Origin of the sequence: Pseudomonas plecoglossicida NBRC 103162 = DSM 15088, from assembly GCF_000730665.1 — a bacterium.
GTDB classification, from domain to species: Bacteria; Pseudomonadota; Gammaproteobacteria; order Pseudomonadales; family Pseudomonadaceae; genus Aquipseudomonas; species Aquipseudomonas plecoglossicida.
Genome location: NZ_BBIV01000035.1, coordinates 1 through 23494, shown reverse-complemented (window position 1 = coordinate 23494; position 23494 = coordinate 1). Strand labels below are relative to the sequence as shown.

Here is a 23494-nt window from a genome sequence, read left to right as displayed (position 1 = left end):
GTCATACATGCGAATTCTGGTCACCGGCGCGAGCGGCTTCATTGGCGGGCGCTTTGCGCGCTTTGCCCTGGAGCAGGGCCTGGACGTGCGGGTCAGCGGCCGGCGCGCCGAAGGTGTCGAGCACCTGGTCAAGCGCGGCGCGCAGTTCATCCCCGGCGACCTGGGCGATGCCGAGCTTGCCCGGCGCCTGTGCCAGGGCGTCGAGGCCGTGGTGCATTGCGCCGGTGCGGTGGGTACCTGGGGGCGCTACCAGGACTTCCACCAAGGCAACGTGGTGGTCACCGAAAATGTCGTCGAGGGCTGCCTCAAGGAACATGTGCGCCGCCTGGTGCACCTGTCGTCGCCGTCGATCTATTTCAACGGCCGCTCGCGTGTGGACATCCGCGAAGATCAGCTGCCGCGCCGTTTCCACGACCACTATGCGCTGACCAAGCACCTGGCCGAGCAAAAGGTGTTCGGTGCCCAGGAGTTCGGCCTGGAGGTGCTGGCGCTGCGCCCACGCTTCGTCACCGGAGCGGGTGACGCCAGCATTTTCCCGCGGCTGATGCAGATGCAGCGCAAGCACCGCGTGGCGATCATCGGCAACGGCCTGAACAAGGTCGATTTCACCAGTGTGCACAACCTCAACGAAGCGTTGCTCAGTGCGCTGTTCGCCGAAGACCGTGCCTTGGGCCAGGCCTACAACATCAGCAACGGCCACCCGCTGCCGCTCTGGGATGTGGTGAACTATGTGATGCGCCAGATGCAGCTGCCCCAGGTCACCCGTTATCGTTCATACGGCCTGGCCTACAGCCTGGCCGCGCTGAACGAGGGTGCCTGCATGCTCTGGCCCGGGCGCCCGCAACCGACCCTGTCGCGCACCGCAATGCAGGTGATGAGCCGCGATTTCACTCTGGATATCAGCCGCGCCCGCCAATTCCTGGATTACCAGCCCAAGGTGAACCTGTGGACAGCGCTGGATGAATTCTGCGCCTGGTGGAAGCATCAACCGTTTGGCCAGTGAACCTGACCCGCTGATGATGGTCATCAGTGCGCCGCGCGAGCGGTTTATACTCATGCCTCTTTGCTACTACTGCGGTTGAAGCCATCCATGCGTAACGATGCCCACGACGATTTCGATGATGTGCCCACCTTGCGTGCCGGCACCCCTGATGACGATGAACTGCTGCCCGCACACGTTTCGCGCAGCCGCCGCAAAGCCGCGAAGCCGGTCAGCACTGGCCCGCTCTGGGCATTGCTGGCAGCATCGTTCATTGCCCTGGCGGGGTTGGGGGGGTGGAGTTTCCAGCAGATCTCGCTGATGGAGCAGCAGCTGGTGGCTACCCAGGAAAGCTTTGCCCGCATCAGCGAGGAAGCCGCCGGACGCTTGCAGGCCATCAGCGGCAAGGTCGACGCCAGCGAATCCACCGTCAATACCGGCAGCGAGGCGTTGAAGCTGCAGATTCGCCAGTTGCAGTCCAGCCTGGCCGAGCAGGGCAAGCAGCAGCAGGGCGTGGCTGGCCAGACCGGCGACCTGGGCAAGCGCCTGGAGCAGGTGCTGGCCGATACCCGTGAACAGCAGAAAGCGGTTACCGAGCTGCAGGCTCAGTTGCAGGCGCAGTTGAAAGCGGTGAATGGCGAGTTGGCGGCACTGCGCTCCGGGCAGGTGGATGGCGGCAAGCTCGAGGGTCAGTTCAAGAGCCTGAACGATGAAGTGGCGGCGCTGAAGAAGCAGGGCAACCTGAAAGCGGCCGTCTACAGCCTTGAACAGGACGTACTGGTGCTCAAGACCCAGATGGAGAACCGCACGTCTTCCTCGAGCGGCGCGACCGTGCAGGAGTTCGATGCCTTCCGCGGGCAGACCACGCGCAACCTCAATACCCTGCAGAGCCAGATCCAGAACCTGCAGCAGCAGATCAATGCCCGACCTTGAGATCAGCTGAGCCTTGATCGCCGGCTTGCCGGCGATTGGGTCGCAAAGCGGCCCCAGCTATCTCACTTACAACCGCGGATAATCGATATACCCCACCGGCCCCTTGGCATAGAAGGTCTCCGGATGCGCCTGGTTCAGTGGCGCATCCGCCGCCAAGCGCGCCGGCAGGTCCGGGTTGGCGATGAACGGCACACCGAACGCTACTGCATCCGCGCTGCCATTGGCCAGGGCGGCACTGGCACTGGCCTTGTCGAACCGCTCGTTGACGATGTAGGGGCCGCCGAAGGCTGCCTTGATCTGCGGGCCGATGCTGTCGTCGGCTTGCTTCTCCCGCGAGCAGATGAAGGCGATGCCACGCTTGCCCAGTTCCCGAGCCACATAGGTGAAGGTTTCGCCGCGGTCGGCGTCGCCCATGTCATGGGAGTCGGCACGCGGCGCCAGGTGCACGCCCACCCGTCCCGGCCCCCAGATCTCGATGGCCGCATCCGTCACCTCCAGCAGCAGCCGCGCGCGGTTTTCCAGAGAACCACCGTAACGGTCGGTGCGCTGATTGGTGCTGCTCTGCAGGAACTGGTCGAGCAGATAGCCATTGGCGCCGTGGATTTCCACGCCATCGAAGCCGGCCGCCTTGGCGTTCTCGGCCCCGCAGCGGTAGGCCTCGACGATATCGGCGACTTCTTCGGTTTCCAGCGCACGCGGGGTGGGGTACTCGGTGATCGGGCGCACCAGGCTGACATGGCCCTTGGGCTGGATCGCGCTGGGTGCCACCGGCAACTCGCCGTTCAGGTAGCTGGGGTGGGAGATGCGGCCGACATGCCACAACTGCAGGAAGATGCGCCCGCCAGCGGCGTGCACGGCCTTGGTGACATTGTTCCAGCCGCGTACCTGCTGGTCGTTCCAGATGCCCGGGGTGTCCGGGTAGCCGACGCCCATCGGCGATACCGAAGTGGCTTCGCTGAGGATCAGCCCGGCGCTGGCGCGCTGCACGTAGTACTCGGCCATCAGCGCATTGGGCACCCGGCCCTCGTCGGCGCGGCAGCGGGTCAGCGGCGCCATGATGATGCGGTTGGGCAGTTGCAGATCGCCCAGCTGGATCGGATCGAAAAGCGTGGTCATGGGAAATACCTGCCTTGTCAGAGTGTTTGGCGCAGCTGTTCGAGGAACGCCTGGATAAGGGTTTCATTGCGCTTGAAGAAGTGCCATTGGCCTATCTTCTGGCTGCTGATCAGCCCGGCCCGCTGCAACGTGGCCAGGTGAGCGGAGACGGTCGACTGCGACAGGCCGCAGCGCTGGTCGATCTGCCCGGCACAGACGCCCTGCTCGGTGCTGTGGTGCTGGTCAGGGAACTGCGCGGCCGGGTCTTTCAGCCAGTGGAGGATTTCACGTCGGACCGGATGGGCCAGGGCCTTGATGATTTCGTCGAGATCGATGCTCATGTCGTCACTCGTGATGTACCGGTATATCGCGATAGGACGAAATATAAATCGTTGTTTCGCGATATTGAAATATGAATGGGTGCTTAGCTGAGCACGAATCGCTATATCGCGTTATAACGATATGTCTGAGGCCGGTGCTAGACTGCGCACATGAACTACCTCGCACATTTGCACCTGGGTGGCCCGGCACCGCAACAACTGCTGGGCAGCCTGTATGGCGATTTCGTCAAAGGCTCGCTGGAGGGCCGATTCCCGCCTGCCCTCGAGGCGGCCATCCGCTTGCACCGGCATATCGACAGCTATACCGACCAGCACCCGCTGGTCCTGGCGGCGTTGGCGCGCTTTCCGCGTGAGCGGCGGCGCTTTGCCGGGATCGTCCTGGATGTGTTCTTCGACCATTGTCTGGCGCGGCATTGGGCGGATTATGCCGAGCAACCGCTGGCGCAGTTCACGGGTGATTTCTACCGGGTGTTGCTGGCGGAACCGGCGTTGCCAGGCCGGCTGGCACGGATTGCGCCGTTCATGGCGGCCGACGACTGGCTGGGGGCCTATGGCGATTTCGTCACCCTGGAGCAGGTGTTCAAGGGGATTGCCCGGCGCTTGTCGCGGCCGGAGGGGATGACGGGCGTGATGGGCGAGCTGGAACGGTTGTACGAGCCGTTGCTGGCGGATTTTCGCGCCTTCTATCCACAGTTGCAGGCATTTGCGGCGGCGAAACGAGCCCCATCGCCGGCTTGCCGGCGATGAGGCCAGTACAGTCACCCTCGATCAGGCAGCCCGAGCCTGCTTGCGAGGCGCCACCTCTACCTCCCCAACCCCGAACAGCGCCACCTCGATCGCCTGCTGCGCCTGGAACGCCAGCGCCGCACGTTCCTTGCCCACACTGCCGATCGGCTGCAACAGGTGAATGCACACTTCGCTGCGTGGTTCGGCGAATAGCCGCAACAGGTGCGAAACCAGATCGTCATCGCCGATGAACGGCGCAATCGGGTCCGGTTCGCCCCCCCGCAGATACTGGATGGCCACCGGTTGTACGGCCATGCCCCGGTCGATGGCACCGGCCAGCAAGCGACCGTGGAAGGTGCGCAACTGGCGCCCGTCGGTGGTGGTGCCTTCAGGAAAGATCAGCAGCGGCCGTGCCTGGCCCAGCTGTTGCGCGATCTGCTCGCGCAAACGCTGGCCGTCGCCGCCGCCACGGCGGATGAACAGGGTGCCGGCCTTTTCCGCCAGCCAGCCGGCCAGCGGCCAGTGACGTACTTCGGCCTTGGACAGGAACGACAGAGGCAGCAGCATGCCGAGTAGCGGAATGTCGGTCCACGAGACATGGTTGCTGACCCACAGCATCGGCCGTTGCGGCAGCTCGCCGATCACCCGCACGTCGAAGGGCAGGGCGGCTACCAGGCGCTTCATGAACAGGCAGGCCCAGCGCTGGCGGCGGTCGAGTGGCGCCTTGAACCCCAGGCGTTCGCCGACGGCAATGACGCTGGCCATGAGCATGCCGAACAGCAGCACCAGCAGCAGCCGCGAGAGGCGGGCCAGCACCCGCAGCCGGGGCATCAGACGGCCGCCTTGAAGTGGCGCGCGTAGCGCGGGCAGAGGTCGTCACGCTTGAGCAGGATGAATACATCGGCCACCTGGAAATCCTCGTCCCAGCAGGGCTCTCCGCAGATCTTGGCACCCAGGCGCATGTAAGCCTTGAGCAGCGGCGGCATTTCGGTGATGACGTTGTTCGGCAGAGCCAGGGAGGGCAGCGGGTTCTTCGGTTCGGCACGCAGGTGTTCGGTGCACAGGTAGCGTTCGCGCAGGCGTTGCATGATTGCATGGGCTTGCACGCCGCCATCCTGCATCGGGATGCTGGCGCAGCCCATCAGGTAACTGTAGCGACCCTCGTTGAGCACTTCGGCCAGCTCGCCCCAGAGGATGGCGATGGTGCCGCCATTGCGGTAGTCGGGGTCGACACAGGTGCGCCCCAGCTCAAGGATCGGCCCTTGCAGTTGCAACAGGCCGTGCAGGCTGAATTCTTCTTCACTGTAGAAACGCCCCAGGCTGCTGGCAGCCTGGTGGTCGAGCAGGCGGGTGGTGGCCACCAGCTCGCCGGTGCTCAGGTCGCGCACGCCGATGTGGCGGCAATGTACGTCGTAGTCGTCCATGTCCAGGCCCTGTTCGGCGCCTTTGAGCTTGGCCTTGAATTGCGCGCTGAATACTTTGTAGCGCAGCGCCTGTGCTTCTTGCAGGGCGGCTGCTCCAACCAGGCGTTCGGCTTGCAGACGGCGTTCAGTGCTGTTGTCGCCAGAGCGAGCGATCCGAGTCATTGCGAGTCTCCATAAGCCAGCCATGAAAGGTTGCGGCCGGTCGGCTTTGTTGTGCAAAGTCAGCCTAGGTAGGCGCGGTGTCACGCCGGTGAACCTTTGGTGATGCTTGCGTGACAGCCCCCAGAGCCCCACGAGGAGCATGCGATGGCTTGGTTGCAACGACTCAACGACCCTCTGCGCCAGACGCTGGCTGGCACCCTTGGCGAGACCTACAGTGCCCAGCTCGAACGACTCGGCTTGGCTTGCCCGTTCGAACTGGCGGTGCTGGGAGGCCGCGCCATGGCCACCCCTGGGCTGGCATTCCTGATGGGCTACCAGGCAGCCCTGCGCGTGCTCTGGCCCAGCGCTCCGGCCAGTCTCGGCGCGCTGTGCGCCACGGAGCGGCGCAGCGTGCGCCCGGCGGACATGCAGACGCGCCTCGAGGGCTTGCGCCTGAATGGCAGCAAGGATTTCGTCACCGCTGGGCTGGATGCCGAATGGTTGCTGGTGGCAGCGCGCAGCGAAGGGCCGGGCGAAGGGCCGCGGTTGAACTTGACGGTGGTCTACCCCGGCGAGCCTGGGGTGACGCTGGAAGCGTTGCCGACCTTGCCATTGATGCCTGAAGTGGGGCATGGGCGGCTGCGCTTGCAGGATGCGAGCTGCGAGTTGCTGGCGGGCGACGGTTGGGATGCCTACGTCAAACCGTTCCGTTCGCTGGAGGATCTTTACGTGCTGGCGGCGTTGGCTGCCTGGCTGTATGGCGTCGCCCAGGAGTGTGGCTGGCCGCAGGATTTGCGCTTGCGCCTGTTGGGATTGCTGGCGGGCTGCGCCGAGGGGAGTCGCCAGTGCGCCGACAGTGTGGGCTGCCATTTGTTGCTGGGTGGCTTGTTCGCCCAGTTCCAGGCGCTGCGAGGGGCGCTCGACGAGGCGCTGTCGGCAGGGCCGGTGCAGTGGGCGCAGCTGTGGCAGCGGGACCAGGGCGTGCTGGCGCTGGCCACGGCTGCGCGGGAAAAGCGTCTGGCCAAGGCTTGGACTGCAGCAGGGTTGTCATGAAAGCTTGAGAAGCTCTGGGGTCCTTTGGAACCTGGGGCTGCTGTGCAGCCCCAACAAGGCAAGCCCCATGCTCAAGACCCTGCTGGCCGTCATCAGCCTGTTCGCCATGCCTGCCTGGGCCGAAGACTGGCCCGACCCCGATTGGCCAATCGACACGGTGTCCAGCAACTGGCAATCGGTCGACGCCTACGCCTTCCCGCAACGCAACGCCAGCGAACGCAGCGGCATCCGTACCGACGCCCTGCTGATCATCCGCGACGGCCGCATTGTCCATGAACGCTACAGCCCCCCCACCACCGCCAACAGCGCCCACCTGACCTGGTCGGTGAGCAAGAGCGTGCTGGCCACCGTACTGGGCGTCGCCCAGGGCGAGGGCCGGTTCCAGTTGCAAGACCCGGCCGCGCGCTTCTATCCACCGATGCAGGCTCACCCCGATGTGCGTCTGGCGGACTTGTTGCACTGGGCCAGCGGCCTGGATTGGCAGGAAGACTACGAGTACGCACCGCTCAAGTCCTCGGTCGTGGCCATGCTCTACACCAGCGGGCGCAACGACATGGCGGCCTACACGGCAGCCCGTCCCAGTGCCGACACACCTGGCCTGCGTTTTCTCTATTCCAGCGGTGATAGCAATGTGCTGGCTGCCGCGTTGCGCGGCATGCTCGATGCTCAAACCTATGCCGACTACCCGTGGCAGGCGCTGTTCGCCCCGCTGGGCATCACCAGCGCAGTCTGGGAGCGAGACGGCACGGGCACATTCGTCGGTTCTTCCTATCTTTTTCTCACTGCCCGGGACCTGGCGCGCATCGGCCTGCTGATGCAGCGCGAAGGCCGCTGGCGCGATCGCCAGTTGCTGCCGGCAAGCTGGATTGCCTTCAACCGCGCGTTGTTCACCCGGGCCCGGGCCATCCCCGGTGAAGCCAACCCTGGCGGCCACTGGTGGCTGAACCAGCCCTTGCCGGGCAGCCCTCGACCTTGGCCCGACGTACCCGCAGATGCCTTTGCTGCCCTCGGTCATTGGGGGCAGGCGCTTTACGTATTGCCCGCGCAGAAACTGGTGATCGTGCGCTACGGCGATGACCGCGGTGGCAGCTACCGCCATGACGAGCTGCTCAAGCGTGTGCTGGCGGCGCTGCCACGGGAGGGGACATGAAACGTCTGGTGTTGCTGCTGGTGGTCGCGCTGTTTGGCTGGGCTTGGCTGGAACGTCAGGCGCTGGCGGATTTCCCCGGCATCCTGTCGGCCTATTCGGCGAAGGAGTACTGCTCGTGCCGCTTCGTCATGGGCTTCGAGCAGGCGTATTGCCGCGCTTATGTGAAACAGTGGCTACCCTTGAGTCAGCTGGAGGAAGACAGCCAGCAGCGCGTGGTCAGTGCTGGCGGGCTGGGCCAGCACAACCGGGCCGCCTGGCAAGGTGCGCAAGAGGGTTGCCGCTTGCTGCCATGACAGTGGGCGGTTAAGGTTGCCGGTCAAGTTTCACGAGATCTGTCATGTTCAAGCTGCCCCGTCTTTTGCCGGCCCTGCTGCTGGCCCTGTGCCTTCCCGCCCATGCCAACTGGCACCTCGATGGCGAGTCATCACGCTTGTCGTTCATCAGTGGCAAGAACGGCGATACCGCCGAGGTCCATCGCTTCCTGGTGATGCATGGCACGGTGGATCGCAAGGGCGCGGCGGCACTGCGTATCGAGATGGACTCGGTCAGCAGCGGCATTCCGCTGCGCGATGAGCGCATGCGCGACGACCTGTTCGAAGTCGAGCGCTTCGCCGAAGCCACGGTGAAGGCGCAGATCGACCTGCGGCCGATCAATGACCTGGCCAACGGTGCGCAGATCGAGCTGCGTCTGCCGCTCACCGTCACCGTGCGTGGCCAGTCGCACAACTACAACGCGCTGCTGTTGGCCACCCGCCTCGATGAGCGGCGATTCCAGGTGGTGACCCTCGAGCCGCTGATCCTCAATGCCAACGACTTCGCCTTGCTGCCCGGGTTGGAAAGCCTGCGCAAGTTCGCCAAGCTCACCTCCATCAACCCTACGGTACCGGTCAACGCGGTGCTGATCTTCAACGCTCGCTGACATGCCGGGGCCGGTCTTCCCCTGGCGGGATGGCAACCAGTTCGAACTGCTGATCGACGGCCCCGAATTCTTCCCGTGCATGCTCCAGGCGATCGCGCGGGCCGAGTTCCAGGTGGACCTGGAGCTGTACCTGGTCGAGGCCGGTGCATGCGCCGAGGCGGTGGTCGAGGTACTGGAGCAGGCGGCGCGACGCGGCGTGCGGGTGCGTTGCCTGTTCGACGACTATGGGGCGCTGGCCTTTACCTCCGCGCTGCGCGAGCGGCTGGTGGAGGCAGGTGTGTTGCTGCGCTGGTACAACCGCCTGCGCTGGAAACGCGGCTTTCGCAACCTGTACCGCGACCATCGCAAGCTGCTGCTGGTGGACGAAACGTGGGCGGTGGTGGGTGGCACGGGAGTCACCGACGAGTTCTGGACACCGTCCGAAGCGACCAGCGAGTGGCATGAAGTGATGGTGCAGATGCAAGGGCCGGTGGTAACCGACTGGCAATTGCTGTTCGACCGCCAGTGGCATGCCAACAACCGTCGCACCGCCTGGCGCCCTGCCGAGGGCTTCGGCCTGCCGCGCCTGCCCAAGGTGCCGGTGCAAGGGCAGGGCATGGGCCGGGTGGCCTATGCCGACGCCCGCCAGCACCAGGACATCCTGCATTCGCTGGTGCGCGCGCTCAACAGCGGCAAGCAGCGCGTGTGGCTGGCCACGCCTTACTTCCTGCCGACCTGGAGTGTGCGCCGCTCGTTGCGCCGGGCCGCCAGCAAAGGCGTCGATGTGCGCCTGTTGCTGACCGGGCCGCGCACCGACCACCCCTCGGTGCGCTATGCGGGCCACCGTTACTACCCGCGTTTGCTGCGCGCTGGCGTGCGCATCTACGAGTACCAGCCGTGTTTCCTGCACTTGAAGATGGTCCTGATCGATGACTGGGTCAGTATTGGCTCATGCAACTTCGACCACTGGAACCTGCGCTTCAACCTGGAGGCCAACATCGAGGCGCTCGACCCGCCCCTGACGGCCGCGGTACAGGCCAGCTTCGAGCGCGATTTCGCCTTGAGCGAGGTGGTCGACCTCGACCACTGGAACGCGCGTCCCCTGTGGCGACGGGTCAAGCAACGGGTTTGGGGCTGGCTGGACCGGCTGGTGGTCAATTTGCTCGACCGGCGCGACTGACAGCGACTATCGTGCAGTGACCGTTCACAAGCGATGCGAGGGTGACTGCGATGACGGCAAAGAAGATTCTCATGCTGGTGGGCGACTACGTCGAGGATTACGAGGCGATGGTGCCCTTCCAGGCGTTGACCATGGTGGGTCATACGGTGCATGCGGTGTGCCCGGAAAAGGTCGCGGGGCAGACCGTGCGCACGGCGATCCATGACTTCGAAGGCGAGCAGACCTACAGCGAGAAGCCGGGGCACAACTTTGCCCTGAACTATGACTTCGTCCGGGTCCGCGCCGAGGGCTACGATGCGTTGCTGATTCCAGGTGGGCGTGCCCCGGAGTACCTGCGCCTGGAAGAGAAGGTGCTGGACCTGGTCAGGGCCTTCGACCAGGCCGGCAAGCCGATTGCGGCGGTCTGCCACGGGGCGCAACTGCTTGCCGCAGCCGGCGTGCTGGAAGGGCGCGAGTGCAGTGCGTATCCGGCCTGTGCGCCGGAAGTGCGGTTGGCGGGTGGTAAGTTCATCGATATCGCCATCGACCAGGCGCATGTGGATGGCAACCTGGTCACCGCGCCGGCGTGGCCTGCGCATCCGGCATGGCTGGCGGCGTTCCTGAAAGTGCTGGGGACACGTATTTCCTGATCTGGCCTCATCGCGGGCAAGCCCGCTCCTACAGGTACAACGGCGGCCTCAGGCTTGCGCTGTACCTGTAGGAGCGGGCTTGCCCGCGATGAGGCCAGTAGCTTCACTCCACCTGCTCTACCCAGTCATTGAGGTTGTAGTAGTTGGTCACCCGGGCAATCTTCCCGCAGTGGATGTAGAAGAACGCCCCCGCCGGCAGCACATAGGTCTGCCCATTGGCTGCCGGCAACCCCTCGTCATCGGCCAGATACGCCGGAATACGAAGCCGACTACCTGGCGAGCTACGCCCGCTCCGGGCGCAGCCTGGTGGTGTTGGCCCTGGACGATGGCCAGGTGGTGGGTGCCTCGACCGGCGTGCCGCTGGTGGACGTGGCGCCTGAGTTCCAGCAGCCGTTCCTGGCCCAGGGGCGCGACCCTGCCAGCGTCTACTACTTCGGCGAATCGCTGGTATTGCCGGAGTACCGAGGGCAGGGCCTGGGCGTACGCTTTTTCATCGAGCGCGAGTCCTATGCCCACAAGCTCGCGGAGTTCGACTACTGCGCCTTCTGTGCGGTCGAGCGGCCGGGCGTGCACCCGAGGCGGCCTGCGGATTACAAGCCACTGCACGGCTTCTGGCGCAACCGGGGCTTTCTGCACGACCCCTCCCTGCGCACCCACTACGCTTGGCGTGACCTGGACGAGCAGGATGTTTCGGAAAAGATCATGTCGTTCTGGGCCAAGGAGCTGCCGATTTGATTCGCCTCGCAGCCTGCCAGTACGCCATCGAGCTGCATGAAACCTGGGAGGCCTATGCCGAGCACTTGCAGGACCTGTGCGCCGAAGCTGCGCAAGCCGGAGCAAGGTTGCTGTTGCTGCCGGAATATGCCGGGCTGGTGCTCAGTGGTCAGCTGCAGACCGGGCAGCGTGGTGACCTGGAGGCTTCGATCGCTGGCATTCAGTCGCTGATCGAGCCGTGGCTGGCGTTGTGCGCGGGTATTGCCCGGCGCTGGGGGGTGTACCTGCAGCCGGGCAGCTTGCCGGTGCTCGACCGCGATGGGCGCTATCGCAACCGGGCCTGGCTATTTGGCCCACGAGGAATGCTGGGGTATCAGGACAAGCTGATGATGCGGCGGGTGGGGGAGGAGGGGCAGGTGTTTACGCGGTGGGATTGGCCCGAGCAGTTCGAGCGAATTGTTTGAATTGGGGCCGCAACGCGGCCCCAATGCAGATTACTTCACTTCGACTGCCAGGCTCTCGGCAATCTTGCCCTGCCACAGCGCGGGACCTGTGATGTGCACGGACTCGCCGTTGCTGTCGACCGCGACGGTGACCGGCATGTCCTTCACTTCGAACTCGTAGATTGCTTCCATGCCCAGTTCGGCGAACGCCAGGACCTGAGACTTGCGAATGGCCTGGGCCACCAGGTAGGCGGCGCCGCCAACGGCCATCAGGTACACGGCCTTGTTGTCCTTGATCGCTTCGATGGCGGTCGGTCCACGCTCGGACTTGCCGATCATGCCCAGCAGGCCGGTCTGTTCGAGGATCTGGCGGGTGAACTTGTCCATGCGGGTGGCGGTGGTCGGGCCGGCTGGGCCTACCACTTCGTCACCGACCGGATCGACCGGGCCGACGTAGTAGATGAAGCGGCCTTTGAGGTCGACCGGCAGTTCTTCGCCGCGGTTGAGCATCTCGACCATGCGCTTGTGCGCGGCGTCGCGGCCGGTGAGCATCTTGCCGTTGAGCAGGATGGTCTCGCCCGGCTTCCAGCTGGCGACTTCTTCCGGGGTGATGTCGTCGAGGTTGACGCGGCGGGCGCTCGGGCCGGCTTCCCAGACGATTTCCGGGTAGGCGTCCAGCGACGGCGCTTCCAGCTCGGCCGGGCCGTTGCCATCGAGCACGAAGTGCGCGTGGCGGGTGGCGGCGCAGTTCGGGATCATGCACACCGGCAGCGAGGCAGCGTGGGTCGGGTAGTCCATGATCTTGACGTCGAGCACGGTGGTCAGGCCGCCCAGGCCCTGGGCGCCGATGCCCAGCTGGTTGACCTTGTCGAACAGCTCCAGGCGGATCTCTTCGAGGCGGTTCTGCGGGCCACGGGCTTTCAGTTCGTGGATGTCGATGGACTCCATCAACACTTCCTTGGCCATGACCGCGGCCTTCTCGGCGGTACCGCCGATGCCGATGCCGAGCATGCCAGGCGGGCACCAGCCAGCGCCCATGGTCGGGACGGTCTTGAGGACCCAGTCGACGATCGAGTCGGACGGGTTGAGCATGGCCATCTTCGACTTGTTCTCGGAACCGCCGCCCTTGGCCGCGACATCGACTTCGACCTTGTCGCCAGGGACGATCGAGTAGTGGATGACGGCCGGGGTGTTGTCCTTGGTGTTCTTGCGGGCACCGGCCGGGTCGGCCAGGATCGAGGCGCGCAGGACGTTCTCAGGCAGGTTGTAGGCGCGACGCACACCCTCGTTGATCATGTCGTCGACGCTCATGGTGGCGCCGTCCCAGCGCACGTCCATGCCCACGCGGATGAACACGGTGACGATACCGGTGTCCTGGCAGATCGGGCGGTGGCCGGTGGCACACATGCGCGAGTTGATCAGGATCTGGGCGATCGAGTCGCGTGCGGCAGGCGACTCTTCACGCAGGTAGGCTTCGTGCATCGCCTGGATGAAATCGACGGGGTGGTAGTACGAAATGAATTGCAGGGCGTCGGCGACGCTCTGAATCAGGTCGTCTTGCTTGATCACGGTCATGCAGCGCGCTCCTCTTAAAGACGGGAACATTCAAAAAGACGCTCGACGGTGCCGACCAGCGTGTCGAAGCGCCTTGCAAGGCGCCGGCAGGTCAGGCCGACGGAAAAAGGCGCGGCAGTATAGCGCGCATCCGTGCCGGGCACACCTGCGGCCGGTCTGGACCATGGTCGGCATCCGGTGGGCATCCTTTTTGCTGCCGCCCGGCGCTTGGCTTACAGTGAGCCGCAGACATCTGGAGAAACACCGACCATGCCCGAACTATGCGTGGGCGAGCGCCGCTGGACGGTGCCCACCGGCAGCAACCTGCTCGATGCCCTGAACGAGGCAGGGCTGAATGTGCCTTACAGCTGTCGGGCCGGTAGCTGTCATGCCTGCCTCGTGCATTGTCTCGACGGCCTGCCTGCCGATGCCTTGCCAGAAGCGCTGGCCTTGGAAAAGCACGCCCAGGGCTGGCGACTGGCTTGCCAGTGCCGGGTGGTGGGGGACTTGCGTGTGGCGATATTCGACCCACGACTGGACGGTATGCCTGCACACGTCTGCGCGCTGGAATGGTTCGGTGATGTCTTGCGTTTGCGCCTTCAGCCCGAGCGAGCGCTGCGTTACCAGGTCGGTCAGCATATGGTGCTGTGGAACGGAACGGTCGCACGGCCCTATTCCTTGGCGAGCCTGCCGGGGGAGGACGCTTTCCTGGAGTTCCACATCGACTGCCGGCGGCCAGGTGCCTTTTGCGACAAGGCGCGCGGGTTGCGGATTGGCGACGAAATGCGCCTGGGTGAACTCAGGGGTGGGGCGTTGCACTACGACCCGGACTGGCAGGCGCGGCCGTTGTGGCTGCTGGCGGCAGGCACCGGGCTTGCGCCTTTATGGGGCATCTTGCGCGAGGCGCTGCGACAGGGGCATCGCGGCGAGATCAGGGTGATCCACTTGGCCCATGACCACGCAGGGCATTACCTGGCTGAGGCGTTGCTGGAAATGGAAGGGGTGACGGTGGAACAGGTGCTGGCGGACCAGCTGGATGAAGCGCTGGCGGGTTTGCGCCTGTTTTCGCGGCAGACTATCGCGCTGGTGTGTGGCTCTGCGGGGAGTGTCGAGCGCTTTGCGCGGCGGCTGTTCATTGCAGGGGTGCCGAGGAACCAGGTATTTGCCGATGTGTTTGTCGAGCATGCCTGAAAGGAGGTGCTGCATTCGCGGGCTTCATCGCCGGCAAGCCGGCTCCCACAGGGATAAAGCGTGCGCCCTTCCTGTGGGAGCCGGCTTGCCGGCGATGGGCCGCAAAGCGGCCCCCGTTGGAGCAGATCAACCGACCAGCGGATCACCGACATGCAGGATCTTCATGCCGTTGGTGCCACCGATGGTGTGGTAGCTGTCGCCTTTGGTCAGGATTACCCAGTCACCCTGTTCCACCAGCCCACGCTTGAGCAGCTCGTCGACCGCGGCCTGGCTCACCTTGTCGGCCGGCAGCGAGGCCGGGTCGAAGGCGATCGGGTAGACACCGCGGAACATCGAGGTGCGAGCCTGGGTGGCGCGGTGTGGGGTCAGCGCGAAGATCGGCACGTGCGAACGCAGGCGCGACATGATCAGCGGGGTGTAGCCACTTTCGGTGAGGGCGATGATCGCCTTGACGCCGGGGAAGTGGTTGGCGGTGTACATGGCCGCCAGGGCGATGCTTTCGTCGCAGCGCTCGAAGGTGGTGTGCAGGCGGTGGCTGGACTTCTGGTTGGTCGGGTGCTTCTCGGCACCCTGGCAGATCCGCGCCATGGCCTGGACGGCTTCGATCGGGTAGGCACCGGCAGCACTTTCGGCCGACAGCATCACCGCATCGGTGTTGTCGAGCACGGCGTTGGCCACGTCGGACACTTCGGCGCGGGTCGGCATCGGGTTCTGGATCATCGACTCCATCATCTGGGTCGCGACGATCACCGCCTTGTTGTTGCGGCGGGCGTGCTGGATGATCTTCTTCTGGATGCCGATCAGCTCGGCGTCGCCGATTTCCACGCCCAGATCGCCACGGGCAACCATGACGGCGTCGGAGGCGGCGATCAGGCCATCGAGGGTCTCGTCGTCGGCAACGGCTTCGGCGCGCTCGATCTTCGCCACCAGCCAGGCGCTGCCGCCGGACTCGTCACGCAGCTTGCGGGCGTATTCCATGTCCTTGGCGTCACGCGGGAAGGACACGGCCAGGTAGTCCAGGTCCATTTCCGCAGCCAGCTTGATGTCGGCCTTGTCTTTTTCGGTCAGGGCCGGAGCGGTCAGGCCGCCACCCTTGCGGTTGATGCCCTTGTGGTCCGACAGCGGGCCACCGACGATCACCACGCAGTGCAGGGCGTCTGCCGTGGCGGTCTCGACGCGCATGACCACGCGGCCGTCGTCGAGCAGCAGTTCGTCACCGACGCCGCAGTCCTTGACCAGGTCGGGGTAGTCGATCCCGACGATGTCCTGGTTGCCTTCGGTCAGCGGGTGGGCGGTGGAGAAGGTGAACTTGTCACCCACTTTCAGTTCGATGCGCTTGTTGCTGAACTTGGCGATGCGGATCTTCGGACCCTGCAGGTCGCCCAGCAGTGCGACGTGGCGGCCATTCTTGGCGGCGATGTCACGGATCAGGCGGGCGCGCGCCTTGTGCTCGTCCGGAGTGCCGTGGGAGAAGTTCAGGCGTGCCACGTCCAGGCCGGCGAGGATCAGTTGTTCGATCACTTCCGGCGAGTTGCTGGCGGGGCCAAGGGTGGCGACGATTTTGGTACGGCGGATAGTCATGCACAGACTCCTATAGTGAAGCGCAGCGAAAGGCTACTCCTGAATCGCGCTGTAGTCATTGTTCCGTTGCACTACCTGCAAGCCGCGCAGGTAGGTCAGCTGCAAGGTACAAGCGGTAAGCTGCAAGCGCATGTGCACAGGTATTTCTTGCAGCGTGTGGCTTGCAGCCTGAAGCTGAAGAAATGCTCGGGCGGGCCGATATACTGCCTATCAAAGGAGATCCCCCATGCGAGCCCTGATCGTTTTAGCCCTGGCGGCGGCCAGCACCGTCGGCTGCACCCGCTGGTCGATGGACCATCACTTGAACAACGCCTACCGCGCCTATGACCGGGGCGACTGCCAGAAGGTCATGCTGGAATTGTCCCAGGTCGACCGTACCAGCCGTGCGCGGCCCTTCATTCACCCTGAAGTGTCACTGCTGCGCGGCCAGTGCCTGGAGCGTCAGCAGCTGTACGTGGATGCCGCGCAAACCTATGAGTACCTGATCCAGCAGTACCCGAACAACGAGTACGCCTACCGCGCCAGGGCACGCCTGCAAACCCTTGAGAAACTGGGGCATTACCGCAGTGGCCAAGCCTCGGTGGCCACGCCTGTGAATACTGCTCCTTGGCGTTAACACCAAGGTGTCAATAATTTCACGGGATTTGCCCGCCGCGCTGCGCTAACCTGTAACTCAGTTGTTACAAAAACCGCCAGTACCTTGCATTCCTGGCATTGGTACGGACTGCATGTGTCATGTTCAACAAGCGCCATATCGAACGCCACCAGCTGCCTTGCGCGTTGAAGGTGTTCAATCGTTTCACCGATCAGCCGATGGGTCAGTTGGGTAATGCCTCTGAAGACGGGTTGATGCTGATCAGCCAGCTGCCGGTGCTGGTCGGGCCGGATTTCGAGCTCCAATTGCGCGTACCGCTCTCCAGCGGCGGCTTCCAGTGCATCAACCTGACAGCCAGTTGCCTGTGGTGTCGCGAAGACCAGACGCCAGGTCATTACGATTCTGGCTTCATGCTGTTGCAAGCGCCGCGTGAATACGAAGATTTCGTCCGCTCGCTGCGCGACTATTTCAGTTTCCGCCCGGCCAACGCTTCCGTCTGAGACGAGGTCCGCTAGAATCGGGTCGACCTCGATTCAGGACGACCCCGTGACTTCCAGCATCTTCTGGCACGACTACGAAACCACCGGCATCAACCCACGCTGCGACAGGCCGCTGCAGGTGGCGGGTGTGCGCACCGACTTCGAACTCAACGAGATCGAGCCGCCCATCAATCTTTATTGCCGTCCCTCCGACGACATCCTGCCGCATCCGGCAGCCTGCCTGGTGACGGGTATCACGCCGCAGCAGCTGGCCAGCCAGGGCCTGTGCGAAGCCGAGTTCATGACCCGGGTCCATCAGCAGCTGGCTCGCCCAGGTACTTGCGGTGCGGGTTACAACACGTTGCGCTTCGACGATGAAGTGACCCGTTACAGCCTGTACCGCAACTTCTTCGATCCTTATGCCCGCGAATGGCAAGGCGGTAACAGCCGCTGGGACTTGATCGATGTGGTTCGCACGGCCTACGCCCTGCGCCCGGAGGGCATCCATTGGCCGCAGCAGGACGGGCGCACCAGCCTGCGCCTGGAGTTGCTGAGCCAGGCCAACGGCATCGACCATGGGCATGCCCACGAGGCACTTTCCGACGTGCGGGCGACCATCGCTCTGGCACGCCTCATCCGGCAAAAACAGCCCAGGTTGTATGAATGGCTGTTTCAGCTGCGCAGCAAGCACAAAGTACTGGAGCAGATTCGCTTGTTGCAGCCGCTGGTACATATATCCGGGCGCTTCTCGGCGGCGCGTAGTTATCTGGGTGTGGTCTTGCCGTTGGCCTGGCATCCGCACAATCGCAATGCGCTGATTGTGTGCGACCTGCATCAGGAAACCCTACCGTTAATAAGGGAAAGTGCCGAAGTACTTCGTGAGCGTTTGTATACCCGTCACGAGCAATTGTCAGAGGGACAATTACCGGTCCCGCTCAAGTTGATACAGATCAATCGCTGCCCGGTGTTGGCGCCGCTTTCGGTACTACGTCCGGCGGATCAGCAACGGCTGGGGATCGACTTGGCACTTTTGCAATCGCGTGGCGAAGCGTTGGCCAATCAACAAGCCGAGTGGCAGGACAAGCTGGCAGATATCTATGGCAAGGATGAATTTGCCCCGAGTGAAGATCCGGAGCAGCAGTTGTATGACGGTTTCCTGGGCGACCGTGATCGTCGCTTGTGCGAGCAAGTTCGCACGCTGGATCCGGCGCAATTGGGCCAGGGCCATTGGATGTTCGATGACCCGCGCTTGCCCGAATTGCTGTTCCGCTACCGGGCTCGCAACTTTCCAGAGACCTTGAACAGCGAAGAACGCCAGCGCTGGCATGCCTTCTGCCAGCAGCGCCTGAGCGACCCGCAGTGGGGCGCGCCCAATACGCTGGGAGATTTCGAGCAGGCGCGGCAGAGCGCCTGGGCCAGCGCAGACGAAGCCGGGCGGCGGGTGCTGGAGGCTTGGCAAGTGCAGGCCCGAACGTTGTCAGAGCAATTTGCTATCGGCCATTGAAACGGGCAAACAAAAACGCCGGCTTCGAGCCGGCGTTCTTGTTTCAACAAGCAGGGCGTGAGCGGACGATCAGTCCAGCAGGGTTGCCCAGCTTTCAACCACATCACCACCCCATTTGGCTTTCCATTCTTTCAGGGTCTTGTGGTTGCCGCCTTTGGTTTCAATGACTTCACCATTGTGCGGGTTCTTGTATTGCTTGACCTTGCGTGCACGCTTGGTGCCGGTGGTCTTCACTGCGCCGCGCGGGGCTTTGCTCAATTTCGATTCTGGATCGAGCAGAGCGATAACGTCGCGCAGCGACTTGGAGTATTCACCCATCAGCGTGCGCAGTTTGCCTTCGAACTCCAGTTCTTTTTTCAGCTTGTCATCCTGGGACAGGTTGGCCAGGCGGGCCTGAAGTTCCTTGATGGCTTCTTCGGTGGCGCGGTACTCGTTGATCAGGGACATGGAGTGTTCCTTAATGCGTGTTCAGAAATGTGTGGGGCAATAATAGACAGGGGATACTCTCAAGTAAACATATTAATGAATGGGTTAATTGGGCTGTTGCAAAATATCTCAGGATTAAAAAAATTTACATATGGCCCTGCAAATGGGCATGAATGTCATCAATCCAGTTATGCCATGCCGCTGCGGCCAGGCCAGAGCCTGGGGCTGCGGAGGGTGCAATGCTTACTGCGTTTTTTGGGCCGGGCCGCTAGAATAGGCGCCTTTGCGAAGTTCTGGAGTCTTATTCATGCGCACCTATCGTCTGGTGATCGCCTGCCCCGACCGTGTTGGCATCGTGGCGAAAGTCAGTAATTTCCTGGCCTTGTACAACGGCTGGATCAACGAAGCGAGTCACCACTCCGATGAACAGAGTGGCTGGTTCTTCATGCGCCATGAAATTCGTGCCGAATCGTTGCCATTCGGTATCGATGCTTTCCGCGAAGCCTTTGCGCCGATCGCCGAAGAGTTCTCCATGACCTGGCGTATTACCGATTCGGCGCAGAAGAAGCGCGTGGTGCTGATGGCCAGCCGTGAATCGCATTGCCTGGCGGACTTGCTGCACCGTTGGCACACCGACGAGCTCGATTGCGAGATCCCTTGCGTGATTTCCAACCACAACGACCTGCGCAGCATGGTCGAGTGGCATGGCATTCCGTTCTTCCATGTGCCGGTCGACCCGAAGGACAAGGCGCCGGCGTTCGCCGAAGTCTCGCGCCTGGTCCAGGAACATGCGGCCGACGTGGTCGTGCTGGCGCGCTACATGCAGATCCTGCCGCCGCAGCTGTGCCAGGACTATGCAGAGAAAGTCATCAACATCCACCACAGCTTCCTGCCTTCGTTCGTCGGTGCCAAGCCTTATCACCAGGCAGCCCTGCGCGGTGTGAAACTGATCGGTGCGACCTGCCACTACGTCACCGAAGAGCTGGACGCCGGCCCGATCATCGAGCAGGACGTGGTGCGCGTGAGCCATGCCGACAGCATCGAGGACATGGTTCGCTTTGGCCGTGACGTCGAGAAGATGGTGCTGGCTCGTGGCCTGCGCTATCACCTGGAAGACCGTGTGCTGGTGCATGGCAACAAGACCGTGGTGTTCGACTGATTCGGGCATAGGGCCGCTTCGCAGCCCGATCGCCGGCAAGCCGGCTCCTACAGGTACTGCACAGGTCCCTGTGGGAGCCGGCTTGCCGGCGATCGGGGCGCACAGCGCCGCCAAGGAGTCATCTATGGCAAGCTCACGCAACAAGCCCACCGCTTCACCACCCCCCACCCTCGGCGAAGGCTGCCTGGCCCGCTACGACCCCGAAGCACTGAACGACGAAGACGGCACCGACTTCCCCGGCGCTGCCGATCTCTGGCGCCAGCTCAACCGGCCTGACCCCGCCAGCGCGCCAGCAGCGGACGCGCCAGCAGGCAGACAAACACCGGTCCGCCGGCCAGCAGGTAAAAGTAGTAAGTAACCGCACGCCAGATCAGAATCGCCGCCGCTGCGGTCGAGCTGCCCACCATTGGCGCCAGCAAGCTTGCCGAAGTCAGCTCGGCAGCCCCGGCACCGCCTGGCATCAGGCTGAACTGCCCGGCGCTGAGCGAAAGCATCTGCACCAGAAAGCTCGGTACCCACGAAAACTCCACGCCCAAGCCCCGCAATACCAGGAACAGCACACTGTAGCGCAGGCCCCAGTGCGCGCAGGTGAGGGTGAACACCAGTGCCAGGGTACGCTTGGGCAGCTGCCAGGTCTGGGCCAGGGCAGCATTGAAGTGCAACAGCTTGCGCGCCCATCGCCGTCTGAGCCGCAGGCCCATCCCCATGCGCTGCAGCAAGCGGCCGTTGAAGCGCATCACCGCGCGCCGGTAGCGCAGCAACCCCAGGACTGCCGCCAGTGCCGTGCACAACAGCAATGCGCTACCCAGCAACAGGCTTTCCTGGCTGCGGCCGAGGCTGTGGAACAGCGCGTAGCCGGCAATCGCCAACATCGCGCAGAAGAAGAACACCAGGTCGTTGAGCTGGTCGATGGCGAATACCGCACCGCTGCGGGCTGGGCCGATGCGGTCACGCGCGAGCAGGGCCATCAGCGTCAACGGCCCGCCGCTGCCACCGGGTGTGGTGCAAATGGCGAACTCGGTGGCCATCACCACGCCCAGGCTGCGCACGTGCCCGAGCCTTGCGCCGTGCTGGCCGAGCAGCAGGCGCAGGCGCACGGCATTGATGACCCAGCACAGCAGGATCATGCCCAGCAGGGTCAGCATCAGGCCGGGGTCGAAGGCCTTGAGCCTCGGCAGCAGCTCGCTGCCACCGAGCAGGGCTGGCACCAGCAGTGCGCAGAACAAGGCAAGCCCGAGCCAGGCGAGGCGATTCATGCGAGCACCTGGCGCTCCAGCCAGGCCGATTTGGTCAAGGGTTCACGGCCTTGCAGCAACAACGCGTCGAGCGTGGCCAGCCAGTAGTTGCGTGACGAGGGGTGGCGCATGTCCACCGGGTGCAATCCCAGGCGCAAGGTTTCGGCCTCGCGCCAGCGCCGCTGCTGCCACTCGCAAACCACCCGTGACAGCCCCCGACGCCAGGCGCTGCGAGCGCTCCAGACCATGCCAGGTGCGTCGAAGGCGGTGAAGTCGGGCAACCGGTACAAGTGCTGCGGGGTGCTGGTATAGCGCAGCGGCAATTGGCACAGGGCCTGGCGTGTACCTTGGCTCATCAGCCAGGCGGGTGCGACAAAGCCGGCTACCGGCCAGCCTTGCTGCTCGAACAGTGCCAGGCCATCTTCCAGGCGTTGCAGCGCCTGGGCGTGGTCGAGTGCATGGAATTCACCTTCGTGGGTGTACACGCGGCGCATGAAGTACTCGCTCAGGCTGCGTGGCGAGGGCCCGTCGTCGGCGTGGAAGAACCCGTGCAACGCCAGCTCGTCGCCTCGCGCCAGGCGCCGTTCGAGCAGGCGGCAGAAGGTCGGGGAGCGTGTCAGCGGATTGCGGTGATGGAAGTTGGGGACCACCAACCAGGTCATCGGCACGTTGTCCATTTCGTCGACCGCTTGCACGAACGGCTGGTAGTCCGGCCAGGTTTCCGGCGCTATGTCGTGCAGCACCAGCATCAGGCTGCGCGACGAGCCATCGGCCTCAGCCATGGGCGCGTACCTGCGGCTGATGGCCGAGCACCGCCTGGTAATGCTGAAGCAGGCCGCTCACCACGTTGTCCCACGAGTAATGCTGCTCGACGTGAAGGCGAGCCTGGGCGCCAAGCTTGCGCACCCCGGCTTCGAAGATTTCGCGTACCGCCGTGGCCATGGCCAGGCCATCGTTGGCACGGCACAGGCGGCCACACTGATCATTGACGATCTCGCTGAAGGCGCCGGCCCTTACCGCTACCACGGGTGTGGCGCTGGCCATCGCTTCGAGGATGACCAGGCCGAAGGTTTCCTGGTCGCCGGCGTGTACCAGCAGGTCGGCGCTGGCGACCAGCCGCGCGACTTCCTCAGGCGCGCAGAAGCGATCGATGACACTGACGTTGTCCGGCACGCTGGCGGGCATGTTCGAGCCGACCAGCAAGAGGTGGTAGGGGGTGCCCAGGTGCTGGATGCAGTCGAGCAACACGGGCAGGTTCTTTTCGCGTGAGCCGCGTCCGGCGAAAACCAGCAGGCGGCTGGTATCGGGTATGCCCAGCTGGGCGCGCAGTTGCAGGTCGCGGCGGCTCGGGTGGAAGGTTGCCAGGTCGACGCCGAGGCGTTGTACATGCACATCGCGTACACCCAGGCGGCGCAACTTGTCGGCCATCACCTGGCTGGGCGCCAGGACCCGGTCGAAATTGCCGTAGAGCTTGCTGACATAAGCTTCGACATTGGGCGTGAACCAGTTGCCCATGCGGTTGCTGACCAGCAGTGGCAAGTCGGAATGGTAGAAACCGATTACCGGCACATCGAGCTGGCGCCGTGCTTCCAGGGCTGCCCAGGCGGTCAGGTAGGGGTCGCCGACTTCGATCAGGTCGGGTTTGAGCCGGCGCAGCACATTGCACCAGGGGCCCAGCCGCACCGGAAAACGATAGCCGTTGCCAAAGGGCAGGGGAGGGGCGGGTACTTCATAGACGCCATTGGTGTGGCGGGCACTGGGGCCGGGGATCAACAGGCTGTGGCGCACGCCCTGAAGGGCATCGAGGCGGCGGTGTTTGGCATCAAGGTAAGTCCTCACGCCGCCGCTGGCCGGGGCGTAGAACATGGTGATGTCAGCGATGTGCACGATCAGCATCCCTCCGGGATCGTCTTCGGGTCTGTCATCCGGCTGTAACGGGCCGGCGATGACGCGCCTAAAGGTTGACCTTCCTGAAGGATAGTTTGTTCGATCGGGTTGGGCGGGGGAGTGGTGGCGAGTCCTTCGCCGGCAAGCCGGCTCCCACAAAGTCTGGGATGAGTCTGT

The 23494-nt window shown here is 63.9% G+C and carries 24 protein-coding genes and 3 pseudogenes; 16 read left to right on the top strand and 11 right to left on the bottom strand.

Going from position 1 to position 23494, the window contains the following annotated elements; translation table 11 throughout:
• The first annotated feature begins 7 nt into the window (after positions 1-7).
• The gene (locus PPL01S_RS18650; RefSeq protein WP_016395556.1) at positions 8-1003 is read left to right on the top strand and encodes an NAD-dependent epimerase/dehydratase family protein; all 996 of its coding nucleotides are present in this window, start codon (positions 8-10) and stop codon (positions 1001-1003) included.
• 87 nt (positions 1004-1090) lie between these two features.
• A complete protein-coding gene (locus tag PPL01S_RS18645; protein ID WP_016395557.1) occupies positions 1091-1912 on the top strand; it encodes a coiled-coil domain-containing protein in 822 nt (273 codons plus the stop codon).
• Between the two features lie 66 nt (positions 1913-1978).
• Here PPL01S_RS18645 and PPL01S_RS18640 read toward each other — a convergent pair whose 3' ends face one another.
• Positions 1979-3028 carry an alkene reductase gene (locus tag PPL01S_RS18640; protein ID WP_016395558.1) on the bottom strand — a complete coding sequence of 350 codons (1050 nt, stop codon included), beginning with the start codon at positions 3026-3028 and terminating at the stop codon, positions 1979-1981.
• A 17-nt stretch (positions 3029-3045) separates the two neighbouring features.
• Positions 3046-3348: an ArsR/SmtB family transcription factor gene (locus tag PPL01S_RS18635; RefSeq protein ID WP_016395559.1), complete on the bottom strand. Its 303-nt coding sequence runs from the start codon at positions 3346-3348 to the stop codon at positions 3046-3048.
• A gap of 150 nt (positions 3349-3498) precedes the next feature.
• Here PPL01S_RS18635 and PPL01S_RS18630 point away from each other — a divergent pair, with 150 nt between their 5' ends.
• Positions 3499-4095: an acyl carrier protein phosphodiesterase gene (locus tag PPL01S_RS18630; protein WP_016395560.1), complete on the top strand. Its 597-nt coding sequence runs from the start codon at positions 3499-3501 to the stop codon at positions 4093-4095.
• A 21-nt stretch (positions 4096-4116) separates the two neighbouring features.
• Here the strand turns inward: PPL01S_RS18630 and PPL01S_RS18625 are convergent, their stop codons facing one another.
• On the bottom strand, positions 4117-4905 hold the full coding sequence (locus tag PPL01S_RS18625) for a lysophospholipid acyltransferase family protein (protein WP_016395561.1): 789 nt from the start codon (positions 4903-4905) through the stop codon (positions 4117-4119).
• Positions 4905-5660 carry an L-ornithine N(alpha)-acyltransferase gene (olsB, locus tag PPL01S_RS18620; RefSeq protein WP_016395562.1) on the bottom strand — a complete coding sequence of 252 codons (756 nt, stop codon included), beginning with the start codon at positions 5658-5660 and terminating at the stop codon, positions 4905-4907. Before olsB ends, PPL01S_RS18625 begins: the two co-directional genes overlap by 1 nt.
• 144 nt (positions 5661-5804) lie before the next feature.
• Here olsB and PPL01S_RS18615 point away from each other — a divergent pair, with 144 nt between their 5' ends.
• From PPL01S_RS18615 to PPL01S_RS18590, 6 genes are all read left to right on the top strand, one after another.
• The gene (locus PPL01S_RS18615) at positions 5805-6692 is read left to right on the top strand and encodes an acyl-CoA dehydrogenase middle domain-containing protein (protein WP_016395563.1); all 888 of its coding nucleotides are present in this window, start codon (positions 5805-5807) and stop codon (positions 6690-6692) included.
• A gap of 67 nt (positions 6693-6759) precedes the next feature.
• The gene (locus PPL01S_RS18610) at positions 6760-7842 is read left to right on the top strand and encodes a serine hydrolase domain-containing protein (protein ID WP_028625789.1); all 1083 of its coding nucleotides are present in this window, start codon (positions 6760-6762) and stop codon (positions 7840-7842) included.
• On the top strand, positions 7839-8135 hold the full coding sequence (locus PPL01S_RS18605; protein ID WP_016395565.1) for a hypothetical protein: 297 nt from the start codon (positions 7839-7841) through the stop codon (positions 8133-8135). The genes PPL01S_RS18610 and PPL01S_RS18605 overlap by 4 nt, the downstream gene beginning before the upstream one ends.
• 44 nt (positions 8136-8179) lie before the next feature.
• A complete protein-coding gene (locus PPL01S_RS18600) occupies positions 8180-8761 on the top strand; it encodes a YceI family protein (protein ID WP_016395566.1) in 582 nt (193 codons plus the stop codon).
• A gap of 1 nt (position 8762) precedes the next feature.
• A complete protein-coding gene (locus tag PPL01S_RS18595; RefSeq protein ID WP_016395567.1) occupies positions 8763-9920 on the top strand; it encodes a phospholipase D-like domain-containing protein in 1158 nt (385 codons plus the stop codon).
• Between the two features lie 50 nt (positions 9921-9970).
• Positions 9971-10549, top strand: coding sequence for a DJ-1/PfpI family protein (locus PPL01S_RS18590; protein WP_016395568.1), 579 nt, complete (start codon positions 9971-9973; stop codon positions 10547-10549).
• A gap of 103 nt (positions 10550-10652) precedes the next feature.
• Here the strand turns inward: PPL01S_RS18590 and PPL01S_RS25190 are convergent.
• Positions 10653-10799: pseudogene (locus tag PPL01S_RS25190) on the bottom strand (nuclear transport factor 2 family protein); the annotation flags it as partial.
• On the opposite strand from PPL01S_RS25190, the pseudogene PPL01S_RS18580 reads away from it, so the two are divergent.
• A pseudogene (locus PPL01S_RS18580) lies at positions 10799-11284 on the top strand (GNAT family N-acetyltransferase); the annotation flags it as partial. The pseudogenes PPL01S_RS25190 and PPL01S_RS18580 sit on opposite strands and share 1 nt — an antisense overlap.
• Positions 11281-11697 (top strand): annotated as a pseudogene (locus tag PPL01S_RS18575) (nitrilase-related carbon-nitrogen hydrolase); the annotation flags it as partial. The pseudogenes PPL01S_RS18580 and PPL01S_RS18575, both read left to right, overlap by 4 nt.
• Positions 11698-11757: 60 nt before the next feature.
• Here the strand turns inward: PPL01S_RS18575 and PPL01S_RS18570 are convergent.
• The gene (locus PPL01S_RS18570) at positions 11758-13281 is read right to left on the bottom strand and encodes a fumarate hydratase (RefSeq protein WP_016395572.1); all 1524 of its coding nucleotides are present in this window, start codon (positions 13279-13281) and stop codon (positions 11758-11760) included.
• A gap of 249 nt (positions 13282-13530) precedes the next feature.
• On the opposite strand from PPL01S_RS18570, the gene PPL01S_RS18565 reads away from it, so the two are divergent.
• Entirely contained in the window at positions 13531-14451 is a 921-nt protein-coding gene (locus tag PPL01S_RS18565) for an iron-sulfur-binding ferredoxin reductase (RefSeq protein ID WP_028625790.1), read from the top strand.
• 126 nt (positions 14452-14577) lie between these two features.
• On the opposite strand, the gene pyk is transcribed toward PPL01S_RS18565, so the two are convergent.
• Entirely contained in the window at positions 14578-16032 is a 1455-nt protein-coding gene (gene pyk, locus PPL01S_RS18560) for a pyruvate kinase (protein ID WP_016395574.1), read from the bottom strand.
• Between the two features lie 226 nt (positions 16033-16258).
• On the opposite strand from pyk, the gene PPL01S_RS18555 reads away from it, so the two are divergent.
• The 3 genes from PPL01S_RS18555 to sbcB all read left to right on the top strand — a co-directional run bounded on the left by PPL01S_RS18555 (position 16259) and on the right by sbcB (position 18610).
• The gene (locus PPL01S_RS18555; protein WP_016395575.1) at positions 16259-16648 is read left to right on the top strand and encodes a tetratricopeptide repeat protein; all 390 of its coding nucleotides are present in this window, start codon (positions 16259-16261) and stop codon (positions 16646-16648) included.
• Positions 16649-16767: 119 nt separating this feature from the next.
• Positions 16768-17127, top strand: coding sequence for a PilZ domain-containing protein (locus PPL01S_RS18550; RefSeq protein WP_016395576.1), 360 nt, complete (start codon positions 16768-16770; stop codon positions 17125-17127).
• Between the two features lie 46 nt (positions 17128-17173).
• Positions 17174-18610, top strand: a complete 1437-nt coding sequence (gene sbcB / locus PPL01S_RS18545; RefSeq protein WP_028625791.1) for an exodeoxyribonuclease I — start codon at positions 17174-17176, stop codon at positions 18608-18610.
• A 69-nt stretch (positions 18611-18679) separates the two neighbouring features.
• Here the strand turns inward: sbcB and mvaT are convergent, their stop codons facing one another.
• The gene (mvaT, locus tag PPL01S_RS18540; RefSeq protein WP_008097674.1) at positions 18680-19057 is read right to left on the bottom strand and encodes a histone-like nucleoid-structuring protein MvaT; all 378 of its coding nucleotides are present in this window, start codon (positions 19055-19057) and stop codon (positions 18680-18682) included.
• A gap of 286 nt (positions 19058-19343) precedes the next feature.
• Here mvaT and purU point away from each other — a divergent pair, with 286 nt between their 5' ends.
• Positions 19344-20195, top strand: coding sequence for a formyltetrahydrofolate deformylase (gene purU / locus PPL01S_RS18535; protein WP_016395578.1), 852 nt, complete (start codon positions 19344-19346; stop codon positions 20193-20195).
• 263 nt (positions 20196-20458) lie between these two features.
• Here purU and gpgF read toward each other — a convergent pair whose 3' ends face one another.
• Genes gpgF through gpgS form a run of 3 tightly spaced genes read right to left on the bottom strand, consistent with a single transcriptional unit; the run spans position 20459 to position 23326 of the window.
• Positions 20459-21451, bottom strand: a complete 993-nt coding sequence (gpgF, locus tag PPL01S_RS18530; RefSeq protein ID WP_028625792.1) for a glucosaminyl phosphatidylglycerol flippase — start codon at positions 21449-21451, stop codon at positions 20459-20461.
• Positions 21448-22212: an N-acetylglucosaminyl phosphatidylglycerol deacetylase gene (gene gpgD / locus PPL01S_RS18525; protein WP_016395580.1), complete on the bottom strand. Its 765-nt coding sequence runs from the start codon at positions 22210-22212 to the stop codon at positions 21448-21450. Before gpgD ends, gpgF begins: the two co-directional genes overlap by 4 nt.
• Complete coding sequence (gene gpgS, locus PPL01S_RS18520; RefSeq protein WP_016395581.1) at positions 22205-23326, bottom strand: N-acetylglucosaminyl phosphatidylglycerol synthase; 1122 nt, start codon at positions 23324-23326, stop codon at positions 22205-22207. Before gpgS ends, gpgD begins: the two co-directional genes overlap by 8 nt.
• Positions 23327-23494 lie beyond the last annotated feature (168 nt).

What these genes read in the sequence shown, in the direction of transcription:
- PPL01S_RS18650 (WP_016395556.1), top strand. Translation starts at nt 8, where the DNA reads ATGCGAATTCTGGTCACCGGCGCGAGCGGCTTCATTGGCGGGCGCTTT.
- PPL01S_RS18645 (WP_016395557.1), top strand. Translation starts at nt 1,091, where the DNA reads ATGCGTAACGATGCCCACGACGATTTCGATGATGTGCCCACCTTGCGT.
- PPL01S_RS18640 (WP_016395558.1), bottom strand. Translation starts at nt 3,028, where the DNA reads ATGACCACGCTTTTCGATCCGATCCAGCTGGGCGATCTGCAACTGCCC.
- PPL01S_RS18635 (WP_016395559.1), bottom strand. Translation starts at nt 3,348, where the DNA reads ATGAGCATCGATCTCGACGAAATCATCAAGGCCCTGGCCCATCCGGTC.
- PPL01S_RS18630 (WP_016395560.1), top strand. Translation starts at nt 3,499, where the DNA reads ATGAACTACCTCGCACATTTGCACCTGGGTGGCCCGGCACCGCAACAA.
- PPL01S_RS18625 (WP_016395561.1), bottom strand. Translation starts at nt 4,905, where the DNA reads ATGCCCCGGCTGCGGGTGCTGGCCCGCCTCTCGCGGCTGCTGCTGGTG.
- olsB (WP_016395562.1), bottom strand. Translation starts at nt 5,660, where the DNA reads ATGACTCGGATCGCTCGCTCTGGCGACAACAGCACTGAACGCCGTCTG.
- PPL01S_RS18615 (WP_016395563.1), top strand. Translation starts at nt 5,805, where the DNA reads ATGGCTTGGTTGCAACGACTCAACGACCCTCTGCGCCAGACGCTGGCT.
- PPL01S_RS18610 (WP_028625789.1), top strand. Translation starts at nt 6,760, where the DNA reads ATGCTCAAGACCCTGCTGGCCGTCATCAGCCTGTTCGCCATGCCTGCC.
- PPL01S_RS18605 (WP_016395565.1), top strand. Translation starts at nt 7,839, where the DNA reads ATGAAACGTCTGGTGTTGCTGCTGGTGGTCGCGCTGTTTGGCTGGGCT.
- PPL01S_RS18600 (WP_016395566.1), top strand. Translation starts at nt 8,180, where the DNA reads ATGTTCAAGCTGCCCCGTCTTTTGCCGGCCCTGCTGCTGGCCCTGTGC.
- PPL01S_RS18595 (WP_016395567.1), top strand. Translation starts at nt 8,763, where the DNA reads ATGCCGGGGCCGGTCTTCCCCTGGCGGGATGGCAACCAGTTCGAACTG.
- PPL01S_RS18590 (WP_016395568.1), top strand. Translation starts at nt 9,971, where the DNA reads ATGACGGCAAAGAAGATTCTCATGCTGGTGGGCGACTACGTCGAGGAT.
- PPL01S_RS18570 (WP_016395572.1), bottom strand. Translation starts at nt 13,281, where the DNA reads ATGACCGTGATCAAGCAAGACGACCTGATTCAGAGCGTCGCCGACGCC.
- PPL01S_RS18565 (WP_028625790.1), top strand. Translation starts at nt 13,531, where the DNA reads ATGCCCGAACTATGCGTGGGCGAGCGCCGCTGGACGGTGCCCACCGGC.
- pyk (WP_016395574.1), bottom strand. Translation starts at nt 16,032, where the DNA reads ATGACTATCCGCCGTACCAAAATCGTCGCCACCCTTGGCCCCGCCAGC.
- PPL01S_RS18555 (WP_016395575.1), top strand. Translation starts at nt 16,259, where the DNA reads ATGCGAGCCCTGATCGTTTTAGCCCTGGCGGCGGCCAGCACCGTCGGC.
- PPL01S_RS18550 (WP_016395576.1), top strand. Translation starts at nt 16,768, where the DNA reads ATGTTCAACAAGCGCCATATCGAACGCCACCAGCTGCCTTGCGCGTTG.
- mvaT (WP_008097674.1), bottom strand. Translation starts at nt 19,057, where the DNA reads ATGTCCCTGATCAACGAGTACCGCGCCACCGAAGAAGCCATCAAGGAA.
- purU (WP_016395578.1), top strand. Translation starts at nt 19,344, where the DNA reads ATGCGCACCTATCGTCTGGTGATCGCCTGCCCCGACCGTGTTGGCATC.
- gpgF (WP_028625792.1), bottom strand. Translation starts at nt 21,451, where the DNA reads ATGAATCGCCTCGCCTGGCTCGGGCTTGCCTTGTTCTGCGCACTGCTG.
- gpgD (WP_016395580.1), bottom strand. Translation starts at nt 22,212, where the DNA reads ATGGCTGAGGCCGATGGCTCGTCGCGCAGCCTGATGCTGGTGCTGCAC.
- gpgS (WP_016395581.1), bottom strand. Translation starts at nt 23,326, where the DNA reads ATGCTGATCGTGCACATCGCTGACATCACCATGTTCTACGCCCCGGCC.